Raw genomic sequence first — 22,595 nt, 5'->3', positions numbered from 1 at the left:
TTTTTTATGATTTTTATTGAATTTGAATATCGTAAGGTAGCCTAACTTGAACACCTTTTTGCTCATTCATCATCTTTATTTCTTTGTAAATTCGGATTCCGTCCGAACCTAATTCTTTTGCAATTGCTGCCTCAGTATTTTTTCCTTGAAGATTATCCATAAATTCTTCGAAAGAATCTTTTCTTTTTGGATAATTTTCTGTCGAATATTTTTCAATTTTAGCCAATTTAGCAGCTTCTTTTATCGCTGTATCTAAACTCCCAAAATCATCTACCAAACCAATTTGTTTTGCACGAGTTCCAGACCAAACACGTCCTTCACCTATTTTATCAACTTGCTCGTATGTTAATTTTCTATTTGTTGCAACGTGATTTACGAATTTTCCATAAATCAATACAATCGATTTTTGCATTGTATTTTTTGCCGTTGCAGACATTGGCGTCATCACATCTTTCAACTGATCTGCGTTTGCATTTGTTTTTACTTCGTCAAAATCTAATCCAAAATTATTGAATAATTTTTGCGCATTTGGGATCATTCCGAAAACTCCAATCGAACCAGTAATTGTATTTGGTTGAGCATAAATTTTGTCAGAAGCTTGTGCAATGTAATATCCACCAGATGCTGCAACATCTCCAAAAGATACTACGATTGGCATTTTCGTTTTCAATTGCATCAATTCATATAAAATTTCTTCTGATGCATTTGCGCTACCTCCAGGAGAATTTACACGTAAAACTAAAGCTTTGATTTTATCGTTTTGACTGATTTTACGAATCGCGTCCACATAAGTTTTTGATTGAATACCATCAAAACCATCTCCTTCAGAAATTGTTCCTGATGCATATAAGACTGCAATTTTATCTTTTTCAGATTTATCTGATAAGGTCTCGAAATAATCTTCCACTTTTATGATATGTTTTTCAAGAACTTCAAAATCAGTTTTTGATTTTTCTTCTTTCAACCCAAGTTTTGCGAATAACATTTTTTGATACTCATTTTCTTGCGCCAATACATCATAAATCTTGTTTTCTTTTCCTATTTCTGGAATAAAAGCATACAAACTGTCTGTAACTGTTGTGAATTGTTCAGGAGAAATTTTACGCGATTTTGTAATCGAGTTTGAAACATTACCCCAAACATCATTCAATAATTCTGATAATTGCAAACGATTTTCATCAGACATATTTGTTCTCAAATACGGCTCAACCGCACTCTTAAATTGTCCATGACGAATCACCTGAAAATCTACACCATATTTATCTCCTGCATTCTTGAAGAACATAATATTAGAACTTAAACCTTGCAATAAAGTTCCACCCAAAGGATTTTGATAAATTTTATCAGAGACACTACTTATATAATATGACAACTGACTTCCTGAATTAGAATATGAATACACAAATTTTCCAGATTTCTTAAAATCTTCTAGTGCATTACGAATATCAGTCGCTTGTGTAGCTCCACCAGAAAATTTATCCAATTTCAGACTAATTCCTTTTATTTTATCATCATTCTTCGCTTCTTCAATCGAATGAATAATATCTTGTAAAAAAACATCTGGATCTTCTGACATATCAAAAATAGAAACGGAACGATCCATATCACTTTCCATAATCGGATCTTCTAACGAAATTTCTAAAACGGAACCGTCTTTTACACTTTTTGTTGGAGCAGATAATGCTGAAACAAATATCAAAACGAAAAGCAGTATGACAAATACACTAATCGTTAATAGATTTCCTATGATTGTTGAGAATACTCTCCCGAAAAAGTTTTTCATTTTTAATTTATTATTACTTTTGCTCTATATGTCGCAAAATATAGTCATTTTGTTACTCGGTACAAACTTAGGTGACAAAAAAAATAATTTAGAAACCGCTAAAAACCTTATAAACAAAGAGGTAGGCGAAATAAAAAAAGAATCAAATATTCTTGAAAATAAAGCTGAAGGATTTACAACAGATCATTTATTCTTAAATCAGAAAATAGAAATCAATACAAGTTATTCTCCATTTGAGGTTTTGAAGAAAATTAAAGAAATTGAACAAAAAATGGGGAGAATCTATTCTCAACCTAAAGAAAATGAAAGCTACGTTGATCGCTTAATAGATATTGATATATTATTCTATAATAAGCTTTTAATTAATTGCAATTATTTAAAAATTCCTCATCCTCAAAATTACTCGAGAGATTTTATCAAAAGTTTATATTTTTATTAAGATATTAACTATTAATTCATTAGTTTTGTAAAATTATATTAAGATATGCTTTATATTAGTTATAAAAATAATTCTAACCTATGAAAAAACTTTTATCTTTATTAATCTTAGGTGCTGCGGCATGTGCTAGTGCGCAGACCAAGTACGATGAAAAACCATTCAACAATAGTAAAAAAGAATTCAACGATTGGTCTGTTTCTGCTTTTGGTGGATTGAATGCATTACAAAATACTGACTTAGTCTCTTGGATGGGAAAATATTTCACTCCAGGATATGATGTTCAATTACAAGTTAATAAACAAATCTCTCATGCTTTTGGTCTTAGTTTACAATATGAATTTGGTAAAACTAGACAAAAGGGTAATATTGATGATTCTGCTTTAAGTGGATATCATGGATATGCGTATGGTAAAACTAAATACCAAGCAATTGGAGTTTTAGCTGATTTAAATGCTTCAAATTTACTAAGAAGAGTTGATAACAGAACTGAATTTAAATGGGCTATGCATTTATATGCTGGAGTAGGAATACATGGCTATAAAGCTTATAGAAATAATTATGCTCCTCAAGGAGATCCTAACTTTACATTAATAACTGATCAAGATATCTCTGATAAATCTATTTATTCTCAAGTTGGTGCTGGTTTACGTTACAAATTGAATGACAAATTTGATTTAGAGTTACGTGGAATGTACTATATGTCTGGTGATGAAGAATTTGATGGATCAGGAAAACCAATGCCTTATCACAACTCAGGTGGTATGACTGCCGCTGATACTGAAGAAGGTCGTGATGACAATATGATAACATTCTCTTTGGGATTACACTATAAAATTGGTAAACACAAAGATGCATTACAATGGGTATCTCCTTTAGCTTACAAAGCTCCTGTAGAACAAACTCCATTCGAATGTATTGACGAAGACCGTGACGGTGTTTGTGACCAATGGGATAAATGTCTTGGAACTCCAGAAGGTATTCGCGTAGACGGATCAGGATGTTCTTTAGATTCTGATGGAGATAATATTCCAGATAGTGAAGATAAATGTCCTACAATTCCTGGACCTCCTACAAACGGTGGTTGTCCTGAGAAAGTAATCAGAATTTCTGGTGAAGATGTTGCAACAACAATTAATGCATACTTAGAGGGTATCGAATTCGATTACAACTCTGATCGTATCAGAGAGCAATCTTATGAAAAATTAAATCATGCTTCTGAGGTATTGTTAGCAAATCCAGATTTCAAATTCGTAGTAGAAGGTCATACAGATGCTGCTGGTGGTGTTGATTATAACCAAAAATTATCTGAAAGACGTGCTACTTCTGTTGTTCGTTACTTAGCTAACAAAGGTGTTGACACAACTAAATTGTCGTCTGTAGGAAAAGGTAAATCTGATTTAAAATGGCCAGAATGTAATCCTGTTACAAATTGTCCTGCTTGGAAAAACTTAGAAAACAGACGTGTAATTTTCAAAGAAATTAAATAGTCTAAAATTTAATCATACAAAAAAAGCTCAGTTAAATATAACTGAGCTTTTTTATTGTTTTATACTTTCTTCTTTTAAAGAATATTATTTAAATTAATTATTCAAGAATAATGATTTGATTAGGATTAGAAGAAACTTTATACAAAAAGTATTTAAGCATATTTTTTATTTCCTCTGTTTCATGAATCGGAATTAAGATATTAAGAATCTTCTCTAGCGTTTTTATTTGATGATGATATTCGTAATAACCATATCCTTTAAATTCTCCATTCTCCACTAAATAAAATGATTTTTCAATTCCTTTTCGTCCTTTATCAATAATCAAAAAAGTTTCGGAAGGATATTCAGTTGTTTTAATAAAACTTTGAATTCGCTCATTATAAACTTCCTTAGATTCCTCTTTAATACAAGCTCCTTTGCATTTGTTCACTTTATATTGGAAACACGAATCATCAGATTTTATTCCAGCATTTACTTGTTGACAAAGGTTATAATCATTCACAATTTTCTCTAAAACCTCTTTTGCACGTTCTTTAGTTTTAAATTTCAAAACAGGTTGTGTCTTTCTAACTTTCCCTATTTCTAATCTCGAATAACCACGTTTAGATTCTAAATAATACAATCCAAAAGGATAAACTTTATTCTCTACCAACTTTAGGTTATACATTGGTTGATTATTCAAAACCTCATTATTTTCTTTAATTGCTGCAAGAAAACCACTTCCGGTTTCTTCGAATTTTATAGAACGAGTATAACGCTTAAGTTTATTTGCTTTTAGAGTTTTTGATGTAAAAATTTGATTAATAGATCGTGCAATATTATTGCTTCGACTAATATAAATAAGTTGTTTTCGACTATTGTATAAATAATAAACCCCGATAGAATTAGGTAAACCTTCAAGAAGTTTCTGATATTTAGAATGTGCTTTTTTAGGTTGTTTCAAACCTGTTTTCTTCGTGATTATTTTCTCCGAATCTTTATCTAATAATAACTTAAACAAAGAAATTGTCGCTCTTGCATCTCCAGAAGCTCTATGTCTATCTGTGACTACAATTCCAAGCGATTCGCATAATTTTCCCAAAGAATATGAAGGTAATCCTGGAATCAATTTTTCGCTATATTCGAACGTATCAATCCATTCTTTTTCGTAATTATAACCCAAACGATCGAATTCTTGTTTTAGCATTCTATAATCAAACATTACATTATGTCCAACTAAAATACAATCATCTGTAATCTCAACAATACGTTTTGCTATTTCATGAAATTTAGGCGCTGTCAGCACCATTTTATCCGAAATATGCGTTAATCTTTGTACATATTGGTCAATCTTTTTTTCGGGATTGACTAATGATATAAACTGATCGACAATTTCTTTTCCATCATATTTATACACCGCAATCTCTATGATTGACTCTTCCCCTACTTTTCCGCCAGTCGCTTCTATATCTAAAATCGCGTACACGTGCTTATTTTTTTCCTTTTAAAAAATTAGTTAACATTTTCATTCCAAAATCCATCAATTTTCGAGTTGCAGTACGACTTACATCACGCACAACAGGATTATCTGTCCAATCTTTTTCCTTAGGAACACTTCTTGTTGAAGTTGCTTTAGCAGCAGGTTTCTCTATATTTTTTTGTTGTTCTAATTTTTTCGATAAAATTTCATTTGCAGATTCACGATCAATATCAGTTGCATATTTTATCACTAAATCTGAATTTGAGGTAATCGTATCGATTTCATTTGAAGTCAAAATATCCATTCTCGAATTTGGCGCTCGCATATACGTATACGCCAAAGGAGTTGGAATACCTTTTTCGTCTAAAGCTGTCACAAAAGCCTCTCCAATTCCTAATTGCGTGATGACCTCATCCGCTTTATAATAGGTTGTTGTCGGATAATTTTCGATTGCTTTTGTTATTTCTTTTCGATCTTTCGCAGTAAAACCTCTTAACGCATGTTGAACTTTAAGACCTAATTGACTCAAAACTGCATCAGGAACATCACCAGGAACTTGCGTTACAAAATATAATCCCACACCTTTAGAGCGAATTAATTTTACCATTGTTTCAATTTGATTCAATAAAGCTTTCGTAGCTTCCTTAAAAATCAAATGTGCTTCATCAATAAAAATCACCAATTTCGGTTTATCAGAATCTCCAGATTCAGGGAATTGAGAATAAATTTTATTCAATAAACTCAACATAAAAGTTGAAAATAAATTAGGCTGATTTTGAATATCAATCAAACGAATAATATTTACAATTCCTTTTCCGTCTTTCGTTTTCAATAAATCTTGAACATCAAAACTTGGTTCTCCAAAAAACTTTGTTGCTCCTTGTTGTTCTAATGCAACAATTTTACGCAAAATAGCTCCCAAAGAAGCTGGCGCAATTGTTCCATAATTTGAATTCAACTCCGATTTTCCTTCGTCAGAATCTGTCACATATTGCAAAACTCGTCGAATATCCTCCAAATCAATCAAAGGTAAATTACGATCTTGACAATATTTGAATATGATTGAAATAATACTTTCTTGTGTTTCATTCAGTTCTAAAATTTTACTGAATAAAATTGGTCCAAAATCACTTACTGTCGCACGAAGTCTTGCTCCTGGTTCATCAGAAATAGACAAAAATTCGACAGGAGAAGCTTGCGGATCAAAAGGCAAATTAAGGGCTTCCATTCTTTCTTGCGCATTTTTATCTTCCGAATTTGCTGCAGCCCCAATTCCTGATAAATCTCCTTTGATATCCATCAATAATGTTGGAACGCCTTTCAGAGAAAGTTGTTCAGCGATAATCTGCAAAGATTTTGTCTTCCCAGTTCCCGTTGCACCACCAATCAACCCGTGACGATTCATTGTTTTTAGCGCAACTGAAATTTCAGCTTCTTCTACAATTTCGCCATCTAATTTGGCTTTGCCTAAAATTATTTTATCGTTTTTATAAGAATAACGACTTTGTATCTCTTGAATAAAGCTTTCTTTCTGGTTCATTTTGATTGATTATTGAATAAATATAGGAAAAATTTATTCTGAAATTTTATATTTTACAGCTACTGGATAATGATCCGAGAATTTTTTCCGAATAACATGCGCTTCAACAGGTTTAAATGATTTAGAATGAAATAAATAATCAATTCTAATTGGAAATTTAAATCCATGAAAAGTTGTCCCATTTCCTTTTCCTACTTCGATATAAGAATCCTGAAGATATTTTTTCAACTTCTCATATTCGTACGAAACTGGAGTCGAATTAAGATCCGTTCCCAAAATAACAGGATGGCGCGAAGATGTGATATATGGAATAATTGCTTCTAACTGTTTTTGATGTTTTTGCATTCCTTGCACCAATTTCAACTCAACTTTTCGACTCGAAATTTCGGCAGTTCGTGAATCATCAGACTGAATAATTTCTTTCACCATCGCTTTATCAATGTACATTGGCTCAAGATAAACATTGATCACACGAATCGTATCATTTCCCAAATCGATATCAGCATAAGCGGCAAGTCCATTCAATTCTTCATTACCATCAGGCGTTATTTTTTTGGTTTGAATAATAGGATATTTACTATAAATCGTCAATAAACCATAAAATTCTGAATAATAATTCTTAAATTCTTTATTTTTTAGACTTTTCTGCTGACCTTCATACGCTTCTTGAAGCAACATAATATCTGCTTTATTCTTAATCAAAAGCTCTTTTGTTCCTTCTTCTTTAAAACCATGTACATTATATGTCAATACAGATAAATCAGCTTTTTTATCTTCAACTTTATTGAATTGTACAATTGGATATGAAAGATAAATTGGGTAAAACAATCCAGCTGAAAGAACTAAAATTAACAAAAAATGTCGCCAGCTAAATAGTAACCAATACAGTAAAAACATTGCTCCGAATGCAAATAATATTGGAAAACCGATCGAAATAAAGTTAAAATATGGAATTTCTGTAGGCGTAAAAATTTTATTTAAATAGACACAATAAGCCACCAACAAAAAAACGATATTAATTGTTAGTACTAAACGATTGAAATAATTTAGTTTAAACTTACTGATTATACTCATTTTATCTACCTTCTCTAAACAGAAAATCTTTTTCTTCTTTGGACAAACTCTCGTAACCTGAACGAGAAATCTTATCTAAAATTACATCAATTTTCTTTTGTTTTTCAACTTTTTGATGATTAAAATCGTAATCATCTTTCGGAACATTTGATCGCGAAGAAGTTGAAGAAGTATTTTTATATGTTTTGAAAGTTGATTTCTCTTTTTTCTTAAATAACTCCTCTATTTTGAAAATAAAGTTACCTAAAAAATCATTTCCTCTCTCAAATTGTTTCATATAAAGATAACCAAAAATAGCACCTCCCAAATGCGAAATACTTCCGCCCGCATTTTGATTAGCTATAATATTATACACATCAAAAGCAATAAATACATAACCAACATACAACAATGGAAATGAAGTTGGAATCAACAACAAACGAACGGGCATTTTCGGATTATACGAAATCATCGCAAAAAATACCGCATAAACAGCTGCCGAAGCTCCAACTATATGTGAATAATTGAAAACATTCTGAAACAATAGAAAGAAAATTCCACCAGCGATTCCTCCAAAAATATAGAATGTAACTAAATTTCTGTTCTGAAATTGTTGCAAAAACATTTGTCCAACAAAATATAACAACACCATATTCATTATCAAATGAAAAAGATTGCCATGTAACCAAGAATAGGTTAGGATTTGCCAAGGTCTTACAATCAAATCATTGAAAGATGACAACGCAAACAAACCAGTTGTTGTAATCGTAGAATTTGCTACCGTTCGAAGAACAAAATCAATAATCAACAAGGTGAAAAACACCACAACGTTAACGTAAATTAACTTCGTTGCACTATTTCCTGATGAATATTTTAATTTTAAATCGTCTAAGATATTATTTGCCATTTTTTAATTCCATCTATATAAATTCTTTTTCCAATGTCTTGCTAACAAGAAACCAATCAATCCGCCTCCTAAATGCGCAAAATGAGCCACATTTCCGATGTTTTGATATCCCATGTAAAACTCAATTAATACCATAATTGGAATAAAATATTTTGCTTTAATCGGCACTGGGAAAAAGATTAACATTAATTTTTCGTCCGGATATAATACTGCGAATGCTAACAATAAACCATAAATAGCTCCAGAAGCACCAACCATATTACTCAAGTAATAACCTTGTAATTCTTTAGCATTAATATTACTGTCAATTAAACCATTACTAAAATAAGAGCCGTCTAAACCTCTAACAGAATATTGAAGTATTTTTGATATAGGAAACGATTGTGAATTTAATATATCTTTTAAGTGTTCTATTTGAAAATAATTTACAACATTAAACAATATAAAACCTCCTAAACCTGCTAACAAATAAAGTGTCAAAAATTTCTTTGGTCCAAAAGTTTGTTCGACCACAGAACCAAACATCCACAACGCAAACATATTAAACAAAATATGCGAAAAATCGGCATGCATAAACATATGCGTCAAAATTTGCCAAAATTTGAAATTGGGAGATTCTGGATAAAAAGCACCTAAAATCATGCTCAAATCGATTCCTTTTGTACCAAAAACAAAAGTCGCAAGAAAGAACAAACCGTTTATAATAAGTAGATTCTTTGTAATCGGTGGTATAGATTGTCTCATTCGTTTATTGTAATGTTTTTTTGATATCAGCCGTATTCATCTGCACAAAAATTGGGCGTCCGTATGGCGTATAATTCGGATTTGGTAGTCTTAGCAATTCTTCGACCAAAGTTTGCATTTGTTCAGATTTTAATGAAACTCCTTTTTTAACAGCTGCATTTTTTGCTAAAATTTTTGCAAACGTATTTTCTAATTCAATTGATTCTTGGTATTCCAATTCCTCGATAAAATCCATAAAAACAGACACAACATCCTCTTGTTGCACATCAACAGGAATCGCATTAATCTGTATCGCTTCTTCGTCTAACGAAATATCAAAACCAAAACTCAACAATTGATGTTCTACATTAATTAATTTCTGACGATCATTTGGCGAAAGTTCCAACTCTATCGGGAAAAGCATTTGTTGTACCAAAGCACTTCCATTATTTGAATGTATAAATTTTTCGAATAATATTTTTTGATGCGCACGATGTTGATCAATGATTAACAATTCGCCACGGTATTCCACTACCAAATATTGATTCATCCATTGAATGACTTCAAAACTGTCATGAAAATCTTCAGATTCAAATAATTGATGCGCATGATTATTTTCGATTTCTAACTCAACAGCATCTTTATAAAAATCCATATTCGCACGAATATCAGACGGTTTTGGAGCTCTTGTTTGTTGATGCTCGAAAGGATTGAAACTTGAATCAACCGTAATTTCTGGCATTTTAATTTCTGTATCTTCTGTCGCAGACGGAATAAAAGCCCAGTTTGGATCTTGTTCAAAATCCAACGAAGGAATCACATTAAATTGTCCCAAAGCGTGTTTTACAGCAGCTCTAAGAATCGTAAAAATCAATGCCTCATCCTCAAATTTTATTTCTGTTTTGGTTGGATGAATGTTTATATCAATTTTTGAAGGATCAATTTCTAGATACAAAAAGTAAGAAGGACTATATCCTGTTGGCAACAAACTCTCGAAAGCGTCTACGATTGCATTATGCAAATATCCACTACGAATAAAGCGATTATTCACAAAGAAAAATTGTTCGCCACGAGATTTTTTTGCTGCATCTGGTTTTCCAACAAAACCTTTTACTTTTACAATTTCTGTATCTTCTTCAACCGAAATAATTTGCGAACTTAATTTCTTTCCAAAAATTTGAGCAATTCGTTGCTTCAAATTTCCAGCTTTCAGATGATAAACCTCTGCATCATTATGATGTAAAAAGAAACTAATATTTTCGTGCGCCATCGAAACACGTTGAAACTCATCTTGAATATGACGAAATTCAACTTGATTTGATTTTAAGAAATTACGACGAGCAGGCACATTATAGAAAAGATTTTTTACCGAAATAGACGTTCCGACTGGACAAACAACAGGATCTTGGTTGCGAACTTCTCCGCCTTCTATCACCAATTGAGAACCAACCTCATCATCTTCTCGACGCGTTTTCGTTTCTACTTGCGCAACCGCAGCAATCGATGCCAAAGCCTCTCCACGAAAACCTTTTGTATGAATATTATAAATATCCTCTGTCTTTCTGATTTTTGAAGTCGCGTGACGTTCAAAAGCCATTCGGACATCTGTCACACTCATTCCCGAACCATTATCAATCACTTGAATCAAGCTTCTTCCAGCATCTTTTACAATCACCTGAATAGAAGTTGCGCCAGAATCCACCGCATTTTCAATCAATTCTTTTATCACAGAAGCTGGTCGTTGTACAACTTCTCCTGCGGCAATTTGATTGGCTACATGATCTGGCAGTAATTGAATAATATCGTTCATCTTTTCGTATAAATTGATTTAATTTTGACTAATTTTTTAATCAAACTTTACAAATATACAAACAAATCTCTCTTTTGACCTTATTCTCTACAAGTGAAACTTATCAACAATTGTTGATGTTTTAAGTTTTAACTTTTGAATAATAAATTGATAATTTTCAGCAATAAAAAAGGTAGACATTTGTCTACCTTTTTTATTTATATTTTATTGATATTGTTCTAATTCATCTTTTAAATCTTTAGCGAATTCTTCTAAACTGACGACAAAACCTGTTTTATCTGTAGGAAAAACATTTAGCAATAAATTATTTTCATCAATATAATCGAAAAGAGTTTCTTCAAAATCATCAAAAGTTAATTCAATAATATTACAACTTTCCCAACCATCTGTTTTAGATAATTCAGCAAATTCTTTCGCAGACCAAATTGGAAATAGTTTTTTATCATCAATTTTAGAAATAGCGTAATTTCCATCAGGAAAAATCAATGTATAAGCAATTTCCCAGTCAGCAATTTTTCGAATAAAATATTGATAACGATCAAAAGGATTTAGCTTTAATATATTTTCTATTTCTTTTGGATGCATTAATTTTCTTTCAAAACAGCTTTCATTTCCTCAAATTCTTTATCAATCTCTTGATTCGGTTTTTGAGTTAATAATGAAACCACATAAATTGCAATAACTGAAGAAATAAACCCTGGAATCATTTCGTACCAATCTTTGTAATCATGATTGGTATAAACCCAAGTTAACACCACAATTCCACCTGTCAACATTCCTGCTAATGCACCTTGCCAAGAAGTTTTTTTCCAAAAAAGTGAAAAAACAATCACTGGTCCAAATGCTGATCCAAATCCTGCCCAAGCGTTTCCAACTAAATTTAGAATAGAATCTTTTGGTGTTAAGGATAATAAAACTGCGATAACTGCTACAATTAAAACCGATAAACGGCTTGCTGTTAATAACTGTTTCGATGTTGCTTTTTTGTTCAAAAATGCTTTATAAATATCTTCTGTTAACGAACTTGATGTTACTAATAATTGTGAAGAAATTGTACTCATTACAGCTGCTAAAATTGCTGATAATAAGAATCCTCCAACTAATGGATGAAATAAAACACGCGAAAAATAAATAAAAATTGTTTCTGCTTCTGTTTTAGAACCATCAAATTTCAACATTGTTGTTTGATCAAATTTCATCATATATGCAATTCCAACCAATCCAACTAAAAGTGCTCCACCAACTGTAAAAATCATCCAAGTAATCCCAATATTTCTTGCTTTCGCTAAATCTTTCGGATTTCCAATTGCCATAAAACGAACCAAAATATGCGGTTGTCCACAATATCCCAATCCCCAAGCCATCAAGGATAAAATACTAATAGTTGTTGTACCTTTAAATAAATCCAAATATTTATCGCCTTTATCATTAATCAACGAAAATGTTTCTCCTACTCCACCAATTTCAGAAATCGCCACAATAGGAACAATAACCAAAGCCAAAACCATAATCGTTCCTTGCACGAAATCTGTTAAACTAACTGCCAAAAAACCTCCTAAGAAAGTATACAATACAACCACAAAACTTGTCATCCAAAGTCCAGTCATATAATCTAATCCAAAAGCAGATTCAAATAATTTCCCTCCAGAAACCATTCCAGCAGAAGTGTATAATGTAAAAAATACTAAGATTAATATCGATGAAACAATTCTTAATAATCGAGATTTATCTTTGAAACGATTTTCAAAAAATACTGGTAAAGTAATCGAATTTTGAGCAATTTCTGTATAAATTCGTAATCGCGGTGCGACAAAAATATAGTTCAAAAAACATCCTGTTGTCAATCCAATTGCAATCCAAGCACTCGACAAACCTGTAAAATACATTGCTCCAGGAACACCCATTAACAACCAACCACTCATATCAGCAGCACCAGCAGAAAGCGCCGTTACAGCCGCTCCCATCTTCCTTCCTCCAATCAAAAAATCTTCGGAATTACTTGTTGATTTTCGGTAGGAATAAATCCCGATTCCAATCATCAGAGCCATGTATGCGCCAATAGAAATGTATTCGTAAATGTTCATGTGTTTTAATTTTTGTCGAAAATATAATTTTTCATCCACAAAAATTGTACGAACTTTAAATTTCTAAACAAGAATCATGAATTTTCAACAAAATAATCTAAAATCAGCGACAAGTCCATATTTGAAACAACACGAAAACAATCCTGTTTGGTGGCAAAGTTGGAGTGACGAAGTTTTGAATCATGCAAAAAAAGTCAACAAACCTTTGCTTATTTCAATTGGATATTCTGCTTGTCACTGGTGTCATGTGATGGAACATCAATCTTTTGAAGACGATGAAGTCGCAAAAGTGATGAATGAGAATTTTGTTTGCATTAAAATTGATCGCGAAGAACGTCCTGATTTAGATGCTTTGTATATGAATGTCTCACAATTAATTCATCAATCTGGCGGTTGGCCACTCAATGTTTTTGCTTTGCCTGATGGTCGCCCTTTTTATGGCGGAACTTATTTTCCGAAAGTTCAATGGATTGAATTGTTAGAAAACATTAATCATTTATATCATCACAATCAAGCTAAAACAATGGAATATGTCAACTCTATTGCAGATGGTTTAAATAAAATGGAAACAATTGAACTGAAATCTTCTTCAACTTTTTCAACAGATAAAATAGATGAAACTTTCGAATTTTGGCAACAACAATTTGATGATGAATGGGGAGGTTTTAATCGTGCACCAAAATTTATGTTACCAAATGCTTGGGAAACTATTTTGCGATATGGAATTCAAACTAACAACGAACATTGTTTGATTCAGACCAAAATTACATTGGACAGAATGGCTTTTGGCGGAATTTGCGATCAACTAAAAGGCGGTTTTTCACGCTATTCTGTTGATCCGTATTGGAAAGTTCCTCATTTCGAAAAAATGTTATATGATAATGGGCAATTACTTTCGCTTTACTCAAATGCATGTAAAGTTTTTGGAGAAGAAGAATATAAAACAGTTGTCGAAGAAACGATTAATTGGTTGAAAGATGAAATGCTTTCGCCTGAAAATGTTTTTTATTCTGCTATTGATGCCGATTCTGAAAGCGAAGAAGGAAAATATTATGTTTGGAAATCGGATGAATTGAAAACAATTTTGAAAGATGATTTTGACTTATTTCAAAAATATTATAATGTTGATGAATTTGGTGAATGGGAACATGGTAATAATATTTTGATGAGATTGACAGATGATGAAGATTTTGCATCGAAACAGAATATTTCAGAAAAAGAACTTCAAGCTAAAGTTTCTGAATGGAAAAAAATCCTTAATCAAATTCGTGAAAAGCGTATAAAACCTCATCGCGACGAAAAAGTTTTAACTTCTTGGAATGCGCTAACTATAAAAGGTTTGTGTGACGCATACATAACTTTCGAAAATGATGAATATCTTGATTTAGCAAAAAATGCAACCAATTTTATTTTAGAAAATCAATGGAATGGGGAAATTTTGTTCAGAAATTATAAGGATAATCAAACAACAATTCCAGGATTTTTGGATGATTATGCGTTAATGATTGAAGCGTTAATCAAACTTTACGAAGTCACTTCGAAAATGCATTATTTAGAAACTACTCAAACCTTAACAGAAGAAGTTTTTAATCAATTTTATAATCACAATAATAAAATGTTTGCGTATAAATCACATTACGACACGCCTTTGGTTAATGAAACATTTGAAATTTATGACAATGTTATTTCATCTTCAAATTCGGTCATGGCAAATAATTTGTTCAAATTAGGGAAGATTCTCAATCAAGAAAAATACATTGAACAAGCAAAACAAATGTTAACCAATATCGAAGAAAAAATTCACGATTATCCAACTGGTTTTGCAAATTGGATTCAGTTGTATCTAAATTTCGCTTATCCATTCAAAGAAATTGTAATCATTGGCGAAAATGCATTAGAATTCTCGAAACAAATTCAACAATGTTATGTTCCGAATGCAATTTTTGTTGCTTCAAAAACAGAGAATTTAGAAATCACTCAAAATCGATTCATTGAAAATAAAACATCTATTCATATTTGCGAAAATTATACATGTCAATTACCCGTTTATTCGGTTGAAGAGGCTTTTAGAAATTTATCATTATGAGTAAACTAAATTGGAGTGACGAAAAACTTATTTCTCGTTTAATAAACTACAAAACTGATAAATCTCGCTGGGAAACAATTCGGATTTTAAGAAGTCGCCCAAGTCAAGATTTATTTGAAAAATGTGTAGAACTTATTAATTCCAACGATCAAAATAAGAAAATTGTTGGAATTAAAATTTTAACTCAATTAGGTATTCCTCCAAGACCTTTTTTGAAAGAAACTATCAACATATTTTTTAATCTTTTAAAATCAGAAAAAAATGTTGATGTATTATTTTCAATATTTTTTGGTATCAGTCATAATAATTCTGATTTAAACAAAGAACAAATTGATCTTATTTGTTCTTTTGAAAATACTGAAAATATTTTAATAAAGAAAAGCCTTGTTGCTGCGCTTGGATTCATAGAAGATGAAAAAACTATTGATGTTTTGATTAAATTTTCGAAAGATAAAGCGAATCACATAAGAAATTGGGCTACTTTTTATATCGGTCAAAGTGATTTTGATAATGAAAATATCAGAGAAGCATTATGGAATCGTGTAAATGACAAACACCAAGAAACAAGAATGGAAGCTATCACTGGATTAGCAAAAAGAAAAGATGATCGAATTATTGAAGTCATTAAACAAGAAATTATAAAAGATGATTTTGGCTCTTTGTTATTTGAAGCTATTTTAGCAACAGAAAACAAGGATTTCATTCCTATTTTACAACAAGAACTCGATGAATCAAAAAATATAGAAACCATAAATCCTGATTGGGTAAAAGGACTTGAAGAATGTATTGATGATTTACAAAAATTATAAAAAACCATGGAAAAAACACGTTGCGCTTGGGTAAATAAAGACCAAGATTACATCGATTATCACGATAACGAATGGGGAAAACCTGTAAAAGATGATAAAATTTTATTCGAATTTTTGATTCTCGAATCTTTTCAAGCTGGATTAAGTTGGTTTACAATTCTTAAAAAAAGAGAAAATTTTAGAAAAGCTTTTGCTGATTTTAATGTAGAGAAAGTAGCCAAATTTGATGAAACTAAAATTGATGAATTGGTACAAAATGAAGGAATTATTCGTCATCGAGGAAAAATTTCGGCAGCAATTAATAATGCAAAATTATTTATAGAAATTCAGAAAGAATTTGGTTCTTTTTCCGATTTCATCTGGAAATATGTTGATGGAAAACCAATTATCAACAATTGGGATTCGATAAAAGAAGTTCCCGCAACAACCGAAATTTCGGATCAAATTGCAAAAGATTTGAAAAAACGTGGCTTCAAATTCTTTGGTTCAACCACTATTTATGCGCATATGCAGGCGACCGGAATGGTAAATGATCATACAACAGATTGTTTTTGTAAATAACAACTCAATAAAATCATCTGAAATGTGCATCTTTGCGCAAACTTAGAAAATGAAAATCGAACTAAAACATTGGATCATCCTTGGCGTTTTGGCGCTAACTTGGGGAAGCTCGTTTATTCTCATCAAGCAAGGATTGGTCGCGTACACGCCATATCAAGTTGGAGCATTAAGACTAACAATTGCAGGAGGAATTTTGGCAATTTGGGGAATTCCAAGTCTATTTAAAATTCCGAAAAATAAATTAAAATATGTCGCATTGGCTGGTTTCTGCGGAAATTTCATTCCAATGTTTTTATTTCCAATGGCGCAAACACACGTTTCGAGTTCAATGGCTGGAATTTTAGATTCTTTAGTTCCATTATTTATTTTACTTTTTGGTGCTTTATTTTTCAATATCAAAGGAACTAAAAATCAAGTTTTGGGAGCAATAATCGGATTTATTGGAGCTGTTTTATTAATTGGTGGCGATGGTTTTTCTGGGGAAAATAGTCTTTTACATTGTTTATTAATTGTATTAGCAACCGCTCTTTACGGTTTAAACAGTTTAATCTTAACGCGCTATTTAAACGACGTTCCATCATTTCAATTATCCTCAGCTTTATTCACAATTTGGTTATTACCTTCTGTTTTAATTTTAATTGTTTCAGGATTTTTTGATGTTTTCGAAGGAACAGAACAACAATTAAAAAGTTTAGGATTCGTTGCTATTTTAGGACTTTTAGGAACTGCTTTAGCCATGATATTATTCTACCGATTGATACAATCAACAGGTTCGATGTTTGCCTCAATGGTGACTTATTTAATGCCCGTAATTTCTGTATTTTGGGGATTTTTAGTCGGTGAAAAAATCTCATGGATCCATTTATTTGGATTCGGAATGATTTTATCAGGCGTTTATTTAACACAGAAAAAAGAAAAAGAAGTTGAAGTAATTTAGATAATATATTTCATAATAAAAGTGCCTTACAAAGCTAGCTTTGTAAGGCATTTTTATTAATTTAAGACTTCTTTTGGAATTATTTTCCCTAAAATTGATTTCAAATTAGGATCAATCACAAGAAATTTCCATGTCATTTTATTATCTAAAGAACTTCCTACAACTTCTGAATTATCTGTTATTTTAAAGAATTGAGTTTCTTTATCAAAAACTACATTTCCATCACCATATTGTTCTTCTAACGCAGTTAAAACATATTTAAGAGTCTCTTCATCTGCATTATCAAAATCTATTTCAGCTATCTTCATTTCATAAAAAGAAACTACATTCATTTTTACATAATCAATCTTATCTATATTTTTAATCTCACCAATTTTAAACGAATTTGGTAAAGTCAGCTTCAACTCTAAACCTTCTGTTGCAAAAATAGCTTCCATTGCAGATTTAAACTGTTCCCTTGAATAAAATTCAAAAATTCTTGGATCTGTATATTCCAGAGCTTGATCAAATTTTTTTTCTATAACAAATTGAGTATAGGCTATATAATCACGTTTTATATTTTGTTGAAAAGATTGCGCATTCATCGTTACGAATGTCAATAAAAGAAAACAAAAGGATAGTGTTTTTTTCATTATTAAAGTTCGTTCTATTTTATATATTTTTTCAAATCTTTTGCTAATTCTTTTGTGAAAGCATCCGCACCTTTGTAATTCATGTGTGTTGTATTGTAGAAATATTTTTGATCAAAACTAATCGAATCAGTCGAATAATCTAATAACGGAAGATGATGCTTTTGTAATGTTGTTTGATAACGATTAATCACTTCTTCTCGATTCAACATATAATCTTGACCTTTATAAAATTCGGGTGCAATTGTAAAAATAAGCTGAATATTTTCTTGCTCACATTTCGCAATTAATTCTTCTAATAAAGTATAATCTGAGAAGTCAAAATCAGAGTTTTTCTTTTTCATTTTTTCCCAATCAACATTCCATTTTCGGTTATATGATTTGAAACCATCATCACGAAAAAGTCCGTCTTTATGCAATTTTTCTTTCTTAGCCCTTACAATTTGATCTTTCCAATACGTTTGATCTCTGTAACGATAAAGCGGTACAATAAAATCAACCAATTTCGTGTCTTTATATTCTTTTATTGCACCATAAAGTTTAAAATTCCATAACATAAATGGCGCATATTGATTTGGCTGAAAAACTTCATCAATGTGTGAAAACGAAAAAGTATCTAAATTCCAAACAACAACTTTCGGTTTTGGATTATGATTCAAATATAAATTGAAACGATACAATTGCATTTTGAATTTACTTCCGTTTAATCCAAAATTATGCGTTGTCAGTTTTAAGTCTTGTTCTAAAATATTCGGATTAATTTGAATAAATGCTCGAGAAGAACCAAAAATAGCCAATTCAACATTCGTTTTTCCTTCTTTTATTTGATTCCATTCTTGTACTTCTCCGCTAAACAAAGCTATTTTTTTGAGCTGATTCGAATAATAGACATCAACCAAAACCAATGCAATGAAAGCTGAGAATAAGGTAATAAAGAAGTATTTTAAAAATTTCATTTTATTTTAAATATGGTTTTATATCTTCAGCTAATTTTTTTGTAAAAATATCTGCCCCTTTAGAATTTAAATGAAGTTTATCTGCAAAATATTGTTTATCCATTATTTCAGGCATTCTTGAATAATCAATAAAAAGGATATTATTTTCATTAGAAATCTTCTTCACTTTATCAATTATAAAATCATGATTTTTTTGATGATGAATAAAATCAATATAAGTAGGTGAAGTAACTAGTATTAAATTAATATTTTTCTTTTTGCAATCATCAATAATTTGCTTTAGCAAATTAAAAATATTTTCATCAAAATCTATAATTGAATTTTGAGATGTATATTTTTCTTCTTTCCATTTCAAATCCAATTTACGATACCCATTAACTTTAAATGTTTTCGTTTTAGAGTATGCAAAAACCTTATATAGTTCTTTAAACCAATTATTTTCATTATAATTTTTAAAATATCTTATTAGAGGAATATAAACATCATAAATTTTATAATAATCAATACCTTTCTGAATATTGTAAAGTTTTATATTATATAATAGGATTGGTGATAATTGATCTATTTTAAAGATCGTATTGTCTCGAAAAGTAAAATCATCAAGAACTAAAATAAAATTTTTTGCATTTGTTTTACTTTCACTAACGTCTATCCTATATTTTATTAAAGGCAGATTTTGAGCATTATACCCTAAATTATATGTTGATTTATTTGTTATTGATTTAAAAATTACAGGATTAACATGTGCCATCGCTCTTGACGAACCGAAAACTAAAATATCTTTATCTAAAATATCATTATTAATTACACTCCATGTTTTCAACTCATCATTATATAAACTACTTTTTAATAATGATTTTGAGATAAATACATCTAACATCAATGCAAATAGATATAAACTCAGTATTCCTAATAGAATTCTTTTAATCCATTTCATTATTTTCTCAACATTTCGATATGCGGAATATCGTCTTCTAAATATTCTTCCGAAACTTGCTCAAAACCAAACGATGAATAAAACTCTTTCAAATAAGATTGAGCAGAAATTCTAATTTCAGATGTTTTAAATTGATTTTCGATGACTTGAACCGAATTTTTCATCAATTGTTTTCCTAATCCATAACGGCGAAACTTTTGATTCGAAATTACACGACCAATCGACGGTTCGTTTTCATACGAAATTCCTTTCGGAACAATTCGAGAATACGCCGCAACCTCATCAACAATCGTTGCCCAAAGATGTCCACATACCAAATCCTTATCATCACAATCTTGGTAAATACAATCTTGCTCTATTACAAAAACCTCGTTGCGCAATTGCACTATTTTATATAGCTCTTTCGACGTTAAATCATTAAAAGATTTGTAATGCCAAATTATTTCTTCCATGGATTAATCTAATTTTGAGTATTTTGCAATAATATTTTCGAACATTTTTTGAGGTAAAATATTTTTCAAGGTTACAGAAAATTTCTGCATTGATTTTCCAATATAATAATGTGGTTTCAAATTCTTCTGAGCCAAAATATTTTCGATAATCGGAATCAAATCTTCTGTTGGTGTACCATCTTGCACTTCGTGATCGATATCGGCAACCATTGCATCGTATCTTTTTTGATAAAATTTTGAAACAAAAGTTTTCACACGACCTTCTGCAATATTGGTTTTGATATCTCCAAAATTCAATGTTGCAATTTCCACTCCTGTATGACGATTTTCTAAACGAGCCGATTCAACCAAACGATCAATCATCGCTTTAGAAGCTGAATAATAACCTCTAAACGGTAAACCATTGTTACTCGCAATCGACGAAACATTTAGGATATAACCGTTTTTTTGCGCACGCATTGTAGGCAAAACCTCTTGCATTGTATAAATTGGACCATAAACATTAACGTCCAATAATTTCTCGATATCAGCTTTCGAAGCATCTTCCACTGCACCTAACATTCCAATTCCAGCATTGTTAATCAACACATCAATTTGATTGTTCGTTTCCGAAAAAATCTGCTGAAAACTACGTTTTACATTATCTTTATCCGAAACATCTGTCGCAATATGTTTAAATTTTTCTTGACCTTTAGCCGTTCTTGATAATCCATAAACTTGATGTCCTTTATCGTGAAAATAATTTGCTAAAGTCAATCCTACACCCGAAGAAGAGCCTGTAATTACAATAACTTTTGATTGCATGATTCGATTAATTTAACCGCAAAACTACATAATATCAGACAAATATTGGTAGATAAATAATTTTTTGAATGGTTATTAGAAGATTCTCTAAATTTGTGCGTTAATTATCAAAAGATTTCAATTGAATCCAAAAACTAAAAAATATATTATAACAGGAATTAAATTAACGATTAGTATTGCGTTAATCTATTATATCTTCTTTGTTAAACTACATATTTTTGATATTTTCAGTCATTACAAAAATGCGAATTGGGCGTATATTTTTATAGCTGTTATTCTTTATGTTCTTTCGCAAGCCTTGTCTGTTTTTCGATTAGATTATTATTTTCGGGATATCAATCTCGACTTATCGTACAAATCAAATGCACGATTATATTTCTTAGGAATGTTTTACAATACCTTTGTTCCAGGTGGAATTGGTGGCGATGCATACAAAGTCTATGTGTTGAATAAAAACTATAAAATCAGTCTAAAAGAAATTTCGCAGGCGGTTTTTCTTGACAAAATTATCGGTCTTTGTGCAATGTTGTTAATCATCATTTTTCTAATATTTTTCTCAAATCTGACTGATTATCCTTGGGTACAATATGGTTCATTAATCCTTTCTTTGGTTGGTTTTATAGCTGTTCCATTTATTTTAGGAATGATTTTCCCTATTCATAAACGCACATTTTATAACTCGATGATTTATTCGATTGTATTACAATTGATACAAGTTGGTATGTTGTATTTTGTTTTGGAAGGATTGAATATTCATCCAGATAATTTCAGTATATATTTATTGATCTTTTTAGTTTCAGGAATTTTATCGATTATCTCTTTTAGCGGATTTGGGATTAGAGAAGCTGTGTTTATGTACGCTGCACATCGATTCAATTTTGATGAAACTTTAGCAACAAGTGCGGCATTTATCTTCTCTATCATCACCATTTCGATTTCATTTATTGGGATTATTTACCTGTTTAAAGGGGTTAAAATTGAAGAGAAAAAGAAAAAGACGAATATTTCTTTTTAAAATCTGAAAAATTATTTCTTTGAAATGAAAAGAGTTAAGTCCTAACATTAAATTTTATTTAATTTTTTTCATTTTAACTATTTGGATTATTCAAAAACAGCCCTATATTTGCAATCCAATTACG

Annotated in this window: 21 protein-coding genes; 7 read left to right on the top strand and 14 right to left on the bottom strand. The window is 30.8% G+C overall.

Features of this window, described 5'->3' with window-relative positions; all coding sequences use genetic code 11:
- Positions 1 to 13: 13 nt before the first annotated feature.
- Positions 14 to 1,699: a signal peptide peptidase SppA gene (sppA, locus tag N5D90_RS13630; RefSeq protein WP_280062859.1), complete on the bottom strand. Its 1,686-nt coding sequence runs from the start codon at positions 1,697 to 1,699 to the stop codon at positions 14 to 16.
- A gap of 13 nt (positions 1,700 to 1,712) precedes the next feature.
- Between sppA and folK the strand changes: the two genes are divergently transcribed.
- Positions 1,713 to 2,222 carry a 2-amino-4-hydroxy-6-hydroxymethyldihydropteridine diphosphokinase gene (gene folK, locus N5D90_RS13625; protein WP_280062858.1) on the top strand — a complete coding sequence of 170 codons (510 nt, stop codon included), beginning with the start codon at positions 1,713 to 1,715 and terminating at the stop codon, positions 2,220 to 2,222.
- A gap of 80 nt (positions 2,223 to 2,302) precedes the next feature.
- Entirely contained in the window at positions 2,303 to 3,709 is a 1,407-nt protein-coding gene (locus tag N5D90_RS13620; protein WP_280062857.1) for an OmpA family protein, read from the top strand.
- Between the two features lie 97 nt (positions 3,710 to 3,806).
- Here the strand turns inward: N5D90_RS13620 and N5D90_RS13615 are convergent, their stop codons facing one another.
- From N5D90_RS13615 to putP, 8 genes are all read right to left on the bottom strand, one after another.
- Positions 3,807 to 5,174 carry an exonuclease domain-containing protein gene (locus N5D90_RS13615; RefSeq protein WP_280062856.1) on the bottom strand — a complete coding sequence of 456 codons (1,368 nt, stop codon included), beginning with the start codon at positions 5,172 to 5,174 and terminating at the stop codon, positions 3,807 to 3,809.
- A 4-nt stretch (positions 5,175 to 5,178) separates the two neighbouring features.
- Positions 5,179 to 6,708, bottom strand: a complete 1,530-nt coding sequence (locus N5D90_RS13610) for a helicase HerA-like domain-containing protein (protein WP_280062855.1) — start codon at positions 6,706 to 6,708, stop codon at positions 5,179 to 5,181.
- Positions 6,709 to 6,741: 33 nt separating this feature from the next.
- Entirely contained in the window at positions 6,742 to 7,782 is a 1,041-nt protein-coding gene (locus tag N5D90_RS13605) for an endonuclease/exonuclease/phosphatase family protein (RefSeq protein ID WP_280062854.1), read from the bottom strand.
- 1 nt (position 7,783) lies between these two features.
- Positions 7,784 to 8,668, bottom strand: a complete 885-nt coding sequence (locus N5D90_RS13600; protein WP_280062853.1) for a rhomboid family intramembrane serine protease — start codon at positions 8,666 to 8,668, stop codon at positions 7,784 to 7,786.
- 3 nt (positions 8,669 to 8,671) lie between these two features.
- Positions 8,672 to 9,412, bottom strand: coding sequence for a rhomboid family intramembrane serine protease (locus N5D90_RS13595; RefSeq protein WP_280062852.1), 741 nt, complete (start codon positions 9,410 to 9,412; stop codon positions 8,672 to 8,674).
- A 4-nt stretch (positions 9,413 to 9,416) separates the two neighbouring features.
- On the bottom strand, positions 9,417 to 11,201 hold the full coding sequence (gene mutL / locus N5D90_RS13590; RefSeq protein WP_038331948.1) for a DNA mismatch repair endonuclease MutL: 1,785 nt from the start codon (positions 11,199 to 11,201) through the stop codon (positions 9,417 to 9,419).
- 204 nt (positions 11,202 to 11,405) lie between these two features.
- Positions 11,406 to 11,786, bottom strand: coding sequence for a DUF2750 domain-containing protein (locus N5D90_RS13585; protein ID WP_125348692.1), 381 nt, complete (start codon positions 11,784 to 11,786; stop codon positions 11,406 to 11,408).
- A complete protein-coding gene (gene putP, locus N5D90_RS13580) occupies positions 11,786 to 13,285 on the bottom strand; it encodes a sodium/proline symporter PutP (RefSeq protein WP_125348690.1) in 1,500 nt (499 codons plus the stop codon). The genes N5D90_RS13585 and putP overlap by 1 nt, the downstream gene beginning before the upstream one ends.
- A 76-nt stretch (positions 13,286 to 13,361) precedes the next feature.
- Between putP and N5D90_RS13575 the strand changes: the two genes are divergently transcribed.
- Genes N5D90_RS13575 through N5D90_RS13560 form a run of 4 tightly spaced genes read left to right on the top strand, consistent with a single transcriptional unit; the run spans position 13,362 to position 17,678 of the window.
- On the top strand, positions 13,362 to 15,371 hold the full coding sequence (locus N5D90_RS13575) for a thioredoxin domain-containing protein (protein ID WP_280062851.1): 2,010 nt from the start codon (positions 13,362 to 13,364) through the stop codon (positions 15,369 to 15,371).
- On the top strand, positions 15,368 to 16,180 hold the full coding sequence (locus tag N5D90_RS13570; RefSeq protein ID WP_038331939.1) for a hypothetical protein: 813 nt from the start codon (positions 15,368 to 15,370) through the stop codon (positions 16,178 to 16,180). The genes N5D90_RS13575 and N5D90_RS13570 overlap by 4 nt, the downstream gene beginning before the upstream one ends.
- Before the next feature lie 6 nt (positions 16,181 to 16,186).
- Entirely contained in the window at positions 16,187 to 16,741 is a 555-nt protein-coding gene (locus N5D90_RS13565) for a DNA-3-methyladenine glycosylase I (RefSeq protein WP_280062849.1), read from the top strand.
- 49 nt (positions 16,742 to 16,790) lie between these two features.
- Positions 16,791 to 17,678: a DMT family transporter gene (locus N5D90_RS13560; RefSeq protein ID WP_280062848.1), complete on the top strand. Its 888-nt coding sequence runs from the start codon at positions 16,791 to 16,793 to the stop codon at positions 17,676 to 17,678.
- Between the two features lie 56 nt (positions 17,679 to 17,734).
- On the opposite strand, the gene N5D90_RS13555 is transcribed toward N5D90_RS13560, so the two are convergent.
- The 5 genes from N5D90_RS13555 to N5D90_RS13535 are packed head-to-tail and all read right to left on the bottom strand — an operon-like array spanning position 17,735 to position 21,456.
- On the bottom strand, positions 17,735 to 18,310 hold the full coding sequence (locus N5D90_RS13555; protein ID WP_280062847.1) for a hypothetical protein: 576 nt from the start codon (positions 18,308 to 18,310) through the stop codon (positions 17,735 to 17,737).
- A 14-nt stretch (positions 18,311 to 18,324) separates the two neighbouring features.
- Entirely contained in the window at positions 18,325 to 19,263 is a 939-nt protein-coding gene (locus N5D90_RS13550) for a hypothetical protein (RefSeq protein WP_038331930.1), read from the bottom strand.
- 1 nt (position 19,264) lies between these two features.
- A complete protein-coding gene (locus tag N5D90_RS13545; protein WP_152606089.1) occupies positions 19,265 to 20,200 on the bottom strand; it encodes a hypothetical protein in 936 nt (311 codons plus the stop codon).
- Entirely contained in the window at positions 20,200 to 20,652 is a 453-nt protein-coding gene (locus N5D90_RS13540; protein ID WP_280062844.1) for a GNAT family N-acetyltransferase, read from the bottom strand. Before N5D90_RS13540 ends, N5D90_RS13545 begins: the two co-directional genes overlap by 1 nt.
- Positions 20,653 to 20,655: 3 nt before the next feature.
- Positions 20,656 to 21,456: an SDR family NAD(P)-dependent oxidoreductase gene (locus N5D90_RS13535; protein ID WP_280062842.1), complete on the bottom strand. Its 801-nt coding sequence runs from the start codon at positions 21,454 to 21,456 to the stop codon at positions 20,656 to 20,658.
- Between the two features lie 121 nt (positions 21,457 to 21,577).
- Between N5D90_RS13535 and N5D90_RS13530 the strand changes: the two genes are divergently transcribed.
- Positions 21,578 to 22,471 (top strand): lysylphosphatidylglycerol synthase transmembrane domain-containing protein, encoded by an 894-nt coding sequence (locus tag N5D90_RS13530; protein ID WP_038331920.1) that lies wholly within the window; start codon positions 21,578 to 21,580, stop codon positions 22,469 to 22,471.
- The last annotated feature ends 124 nt before the right edge of the window (positions 22,472 to 22,595 follow it).

This window comes from Empedobacter sp. GD03797, assembly GCF_029842105.1.
GTDB classification, from domain to species: domain Bacteria; phylum Bacteroidota; class Bacteroidia; order Flavobacteriales; family Weeksellaceae; genus Empedobacter; species Empedobacter falsenii_C.
This window is presented reverse-complemented; position numbering and strand designations above follow the sequence as displayed.

What these genes read in the sequence shown, in the direction of transcription:
- folK (WP_280062858.1), top strand. Translation starts at nt 1,713, where the DNA reads ATGACAAATACACTAATCGTTAATAGATTTCCTATGATTGTTGAGAAT.
- N5D90_RS13600 (WP_280062853.1), bottom strand. Translation starts at nt 8,668, where the DNA reads ATGGCAAATAATATCTTAGACGATTTAAAATTAAAATATTCATCAGGA.
- N5D90_RS13575 (WP_280062851.1), top strand. Translation starts at nt 13,362, where the DNA reads ATGAATTTTCAACAAAATAATCTAAAATCAGCGACAAGTCCATATTTG.
- N5D90_RS13595 (WP_280062852.1), bottom strand. Translation starts at nt 9,412, where the DNA reads ATGAGACAATCTATACCACCGATTACAAAGAATCTACTTATTATAAAC.
- N5D90_RS13570 (WP_038331939.1), top strand. Translation starts at nt 15,368, where the DNA reads ATGAGTAAACTAAATTGGAGTGACGAAAAACTTATTTCTCGTTTAATA.
- N5D90_RS13565 (WP_280062849.1), top strand. Translation starts at nt 16,187, where the DNA reads ATGGAAAAAACACGTTGCGCTTGGGTAAATAAAGACCAAGATTACATC.
- putP (WP_125348690.1), bottom strand. Translation starts at nt 13,285, where the DNA reads ATGAACATTTACGAATACATTTCTATTGGCGCATACATGGCTCTGATG.
- N5D90_RS13605 (WP_280062854.1), bottom strand. Translation starts at nt 7,782, where the DNA reads ATGAGTATAATCAGTAAGTTTAAACTAAATTATTTCAATCGTTTAGTA.
- N5D90_RS13535 (WP_280062842.1), bottom strand. Translation starts at nt 21,456, where the DNA reads ATGCAATCAAAAGTTATTGTAATTACAGGCTCTTCTTCGGGTGTAGGA.
- N5D90_RS13620 (WP_280062857.1), top strand. Translation starts at nt 2,303, where the DNA reads ATGAAAAAACTTTTATCTTTATTAATCTTAGGTGCTGCGGCATGTGCT.
- N5D90_RS13555 (WP_280062847.1), bottom strand. Translation starts at nt 18,310, where the DNA reads ATGAAAAAAACACTATCCTTTTGTTTTCTTTTATTGACATTCGTAACG.
- N5D90_RS13545 (WP_152606089.1), bottom strand. Translation starts at nt 20,200, where the DNA reads ATGAAATGGATTAAAAGAATTCTATTAGGAATACTGAGTTTATATCTA.
- N5D90_RS13610 (WP_280062855.1), bottom strand. Translation starts at nt 6,708, where the DNA reads ATGAACCAGAAAGAAAGCTTTATTCAAGAGATACAAAGTCGTTATTCT.
- N5D90_RS13540 (WP_280062844.1), bottom strand. Translation starts at nt 20,652, where the DNA reads ATGGAAGAAATAATTTGGCATTACAAATCTTTTAATGATTTAACGTCG.
- N5D90_RS13560 (WP_280062848.1), top strand. Translation starts at nt 16,791, where the DNA reads ATGAAAATCGAACTAAAACATTGGATCATCCTTGGCGTTTTGGCGCTA.
- mutL (WP_038331948.1), bottom strand. Translation starts at nt 11,201, where the DNA reads ATGAACGATATTATTCAATTACTGCCAGATCATGTAGCCAATCAAATT.
- N5D90_RS13585 (WP_125348692.1), bottom strand. Translation starts at nt 11,786, where the DNA reads ATGCATCCAAAAGAAATAGAAAATATATTAAAGCTAAATCCTTTTGAT.
- N5D90_RS13550 (WP_038331930.1), bottom strand. Translation starts at nt 19,263, where the DNA reads ATGAAATTTTTAAAATACTTCTTTATTACCTTATTCTCAGCTTTCATT.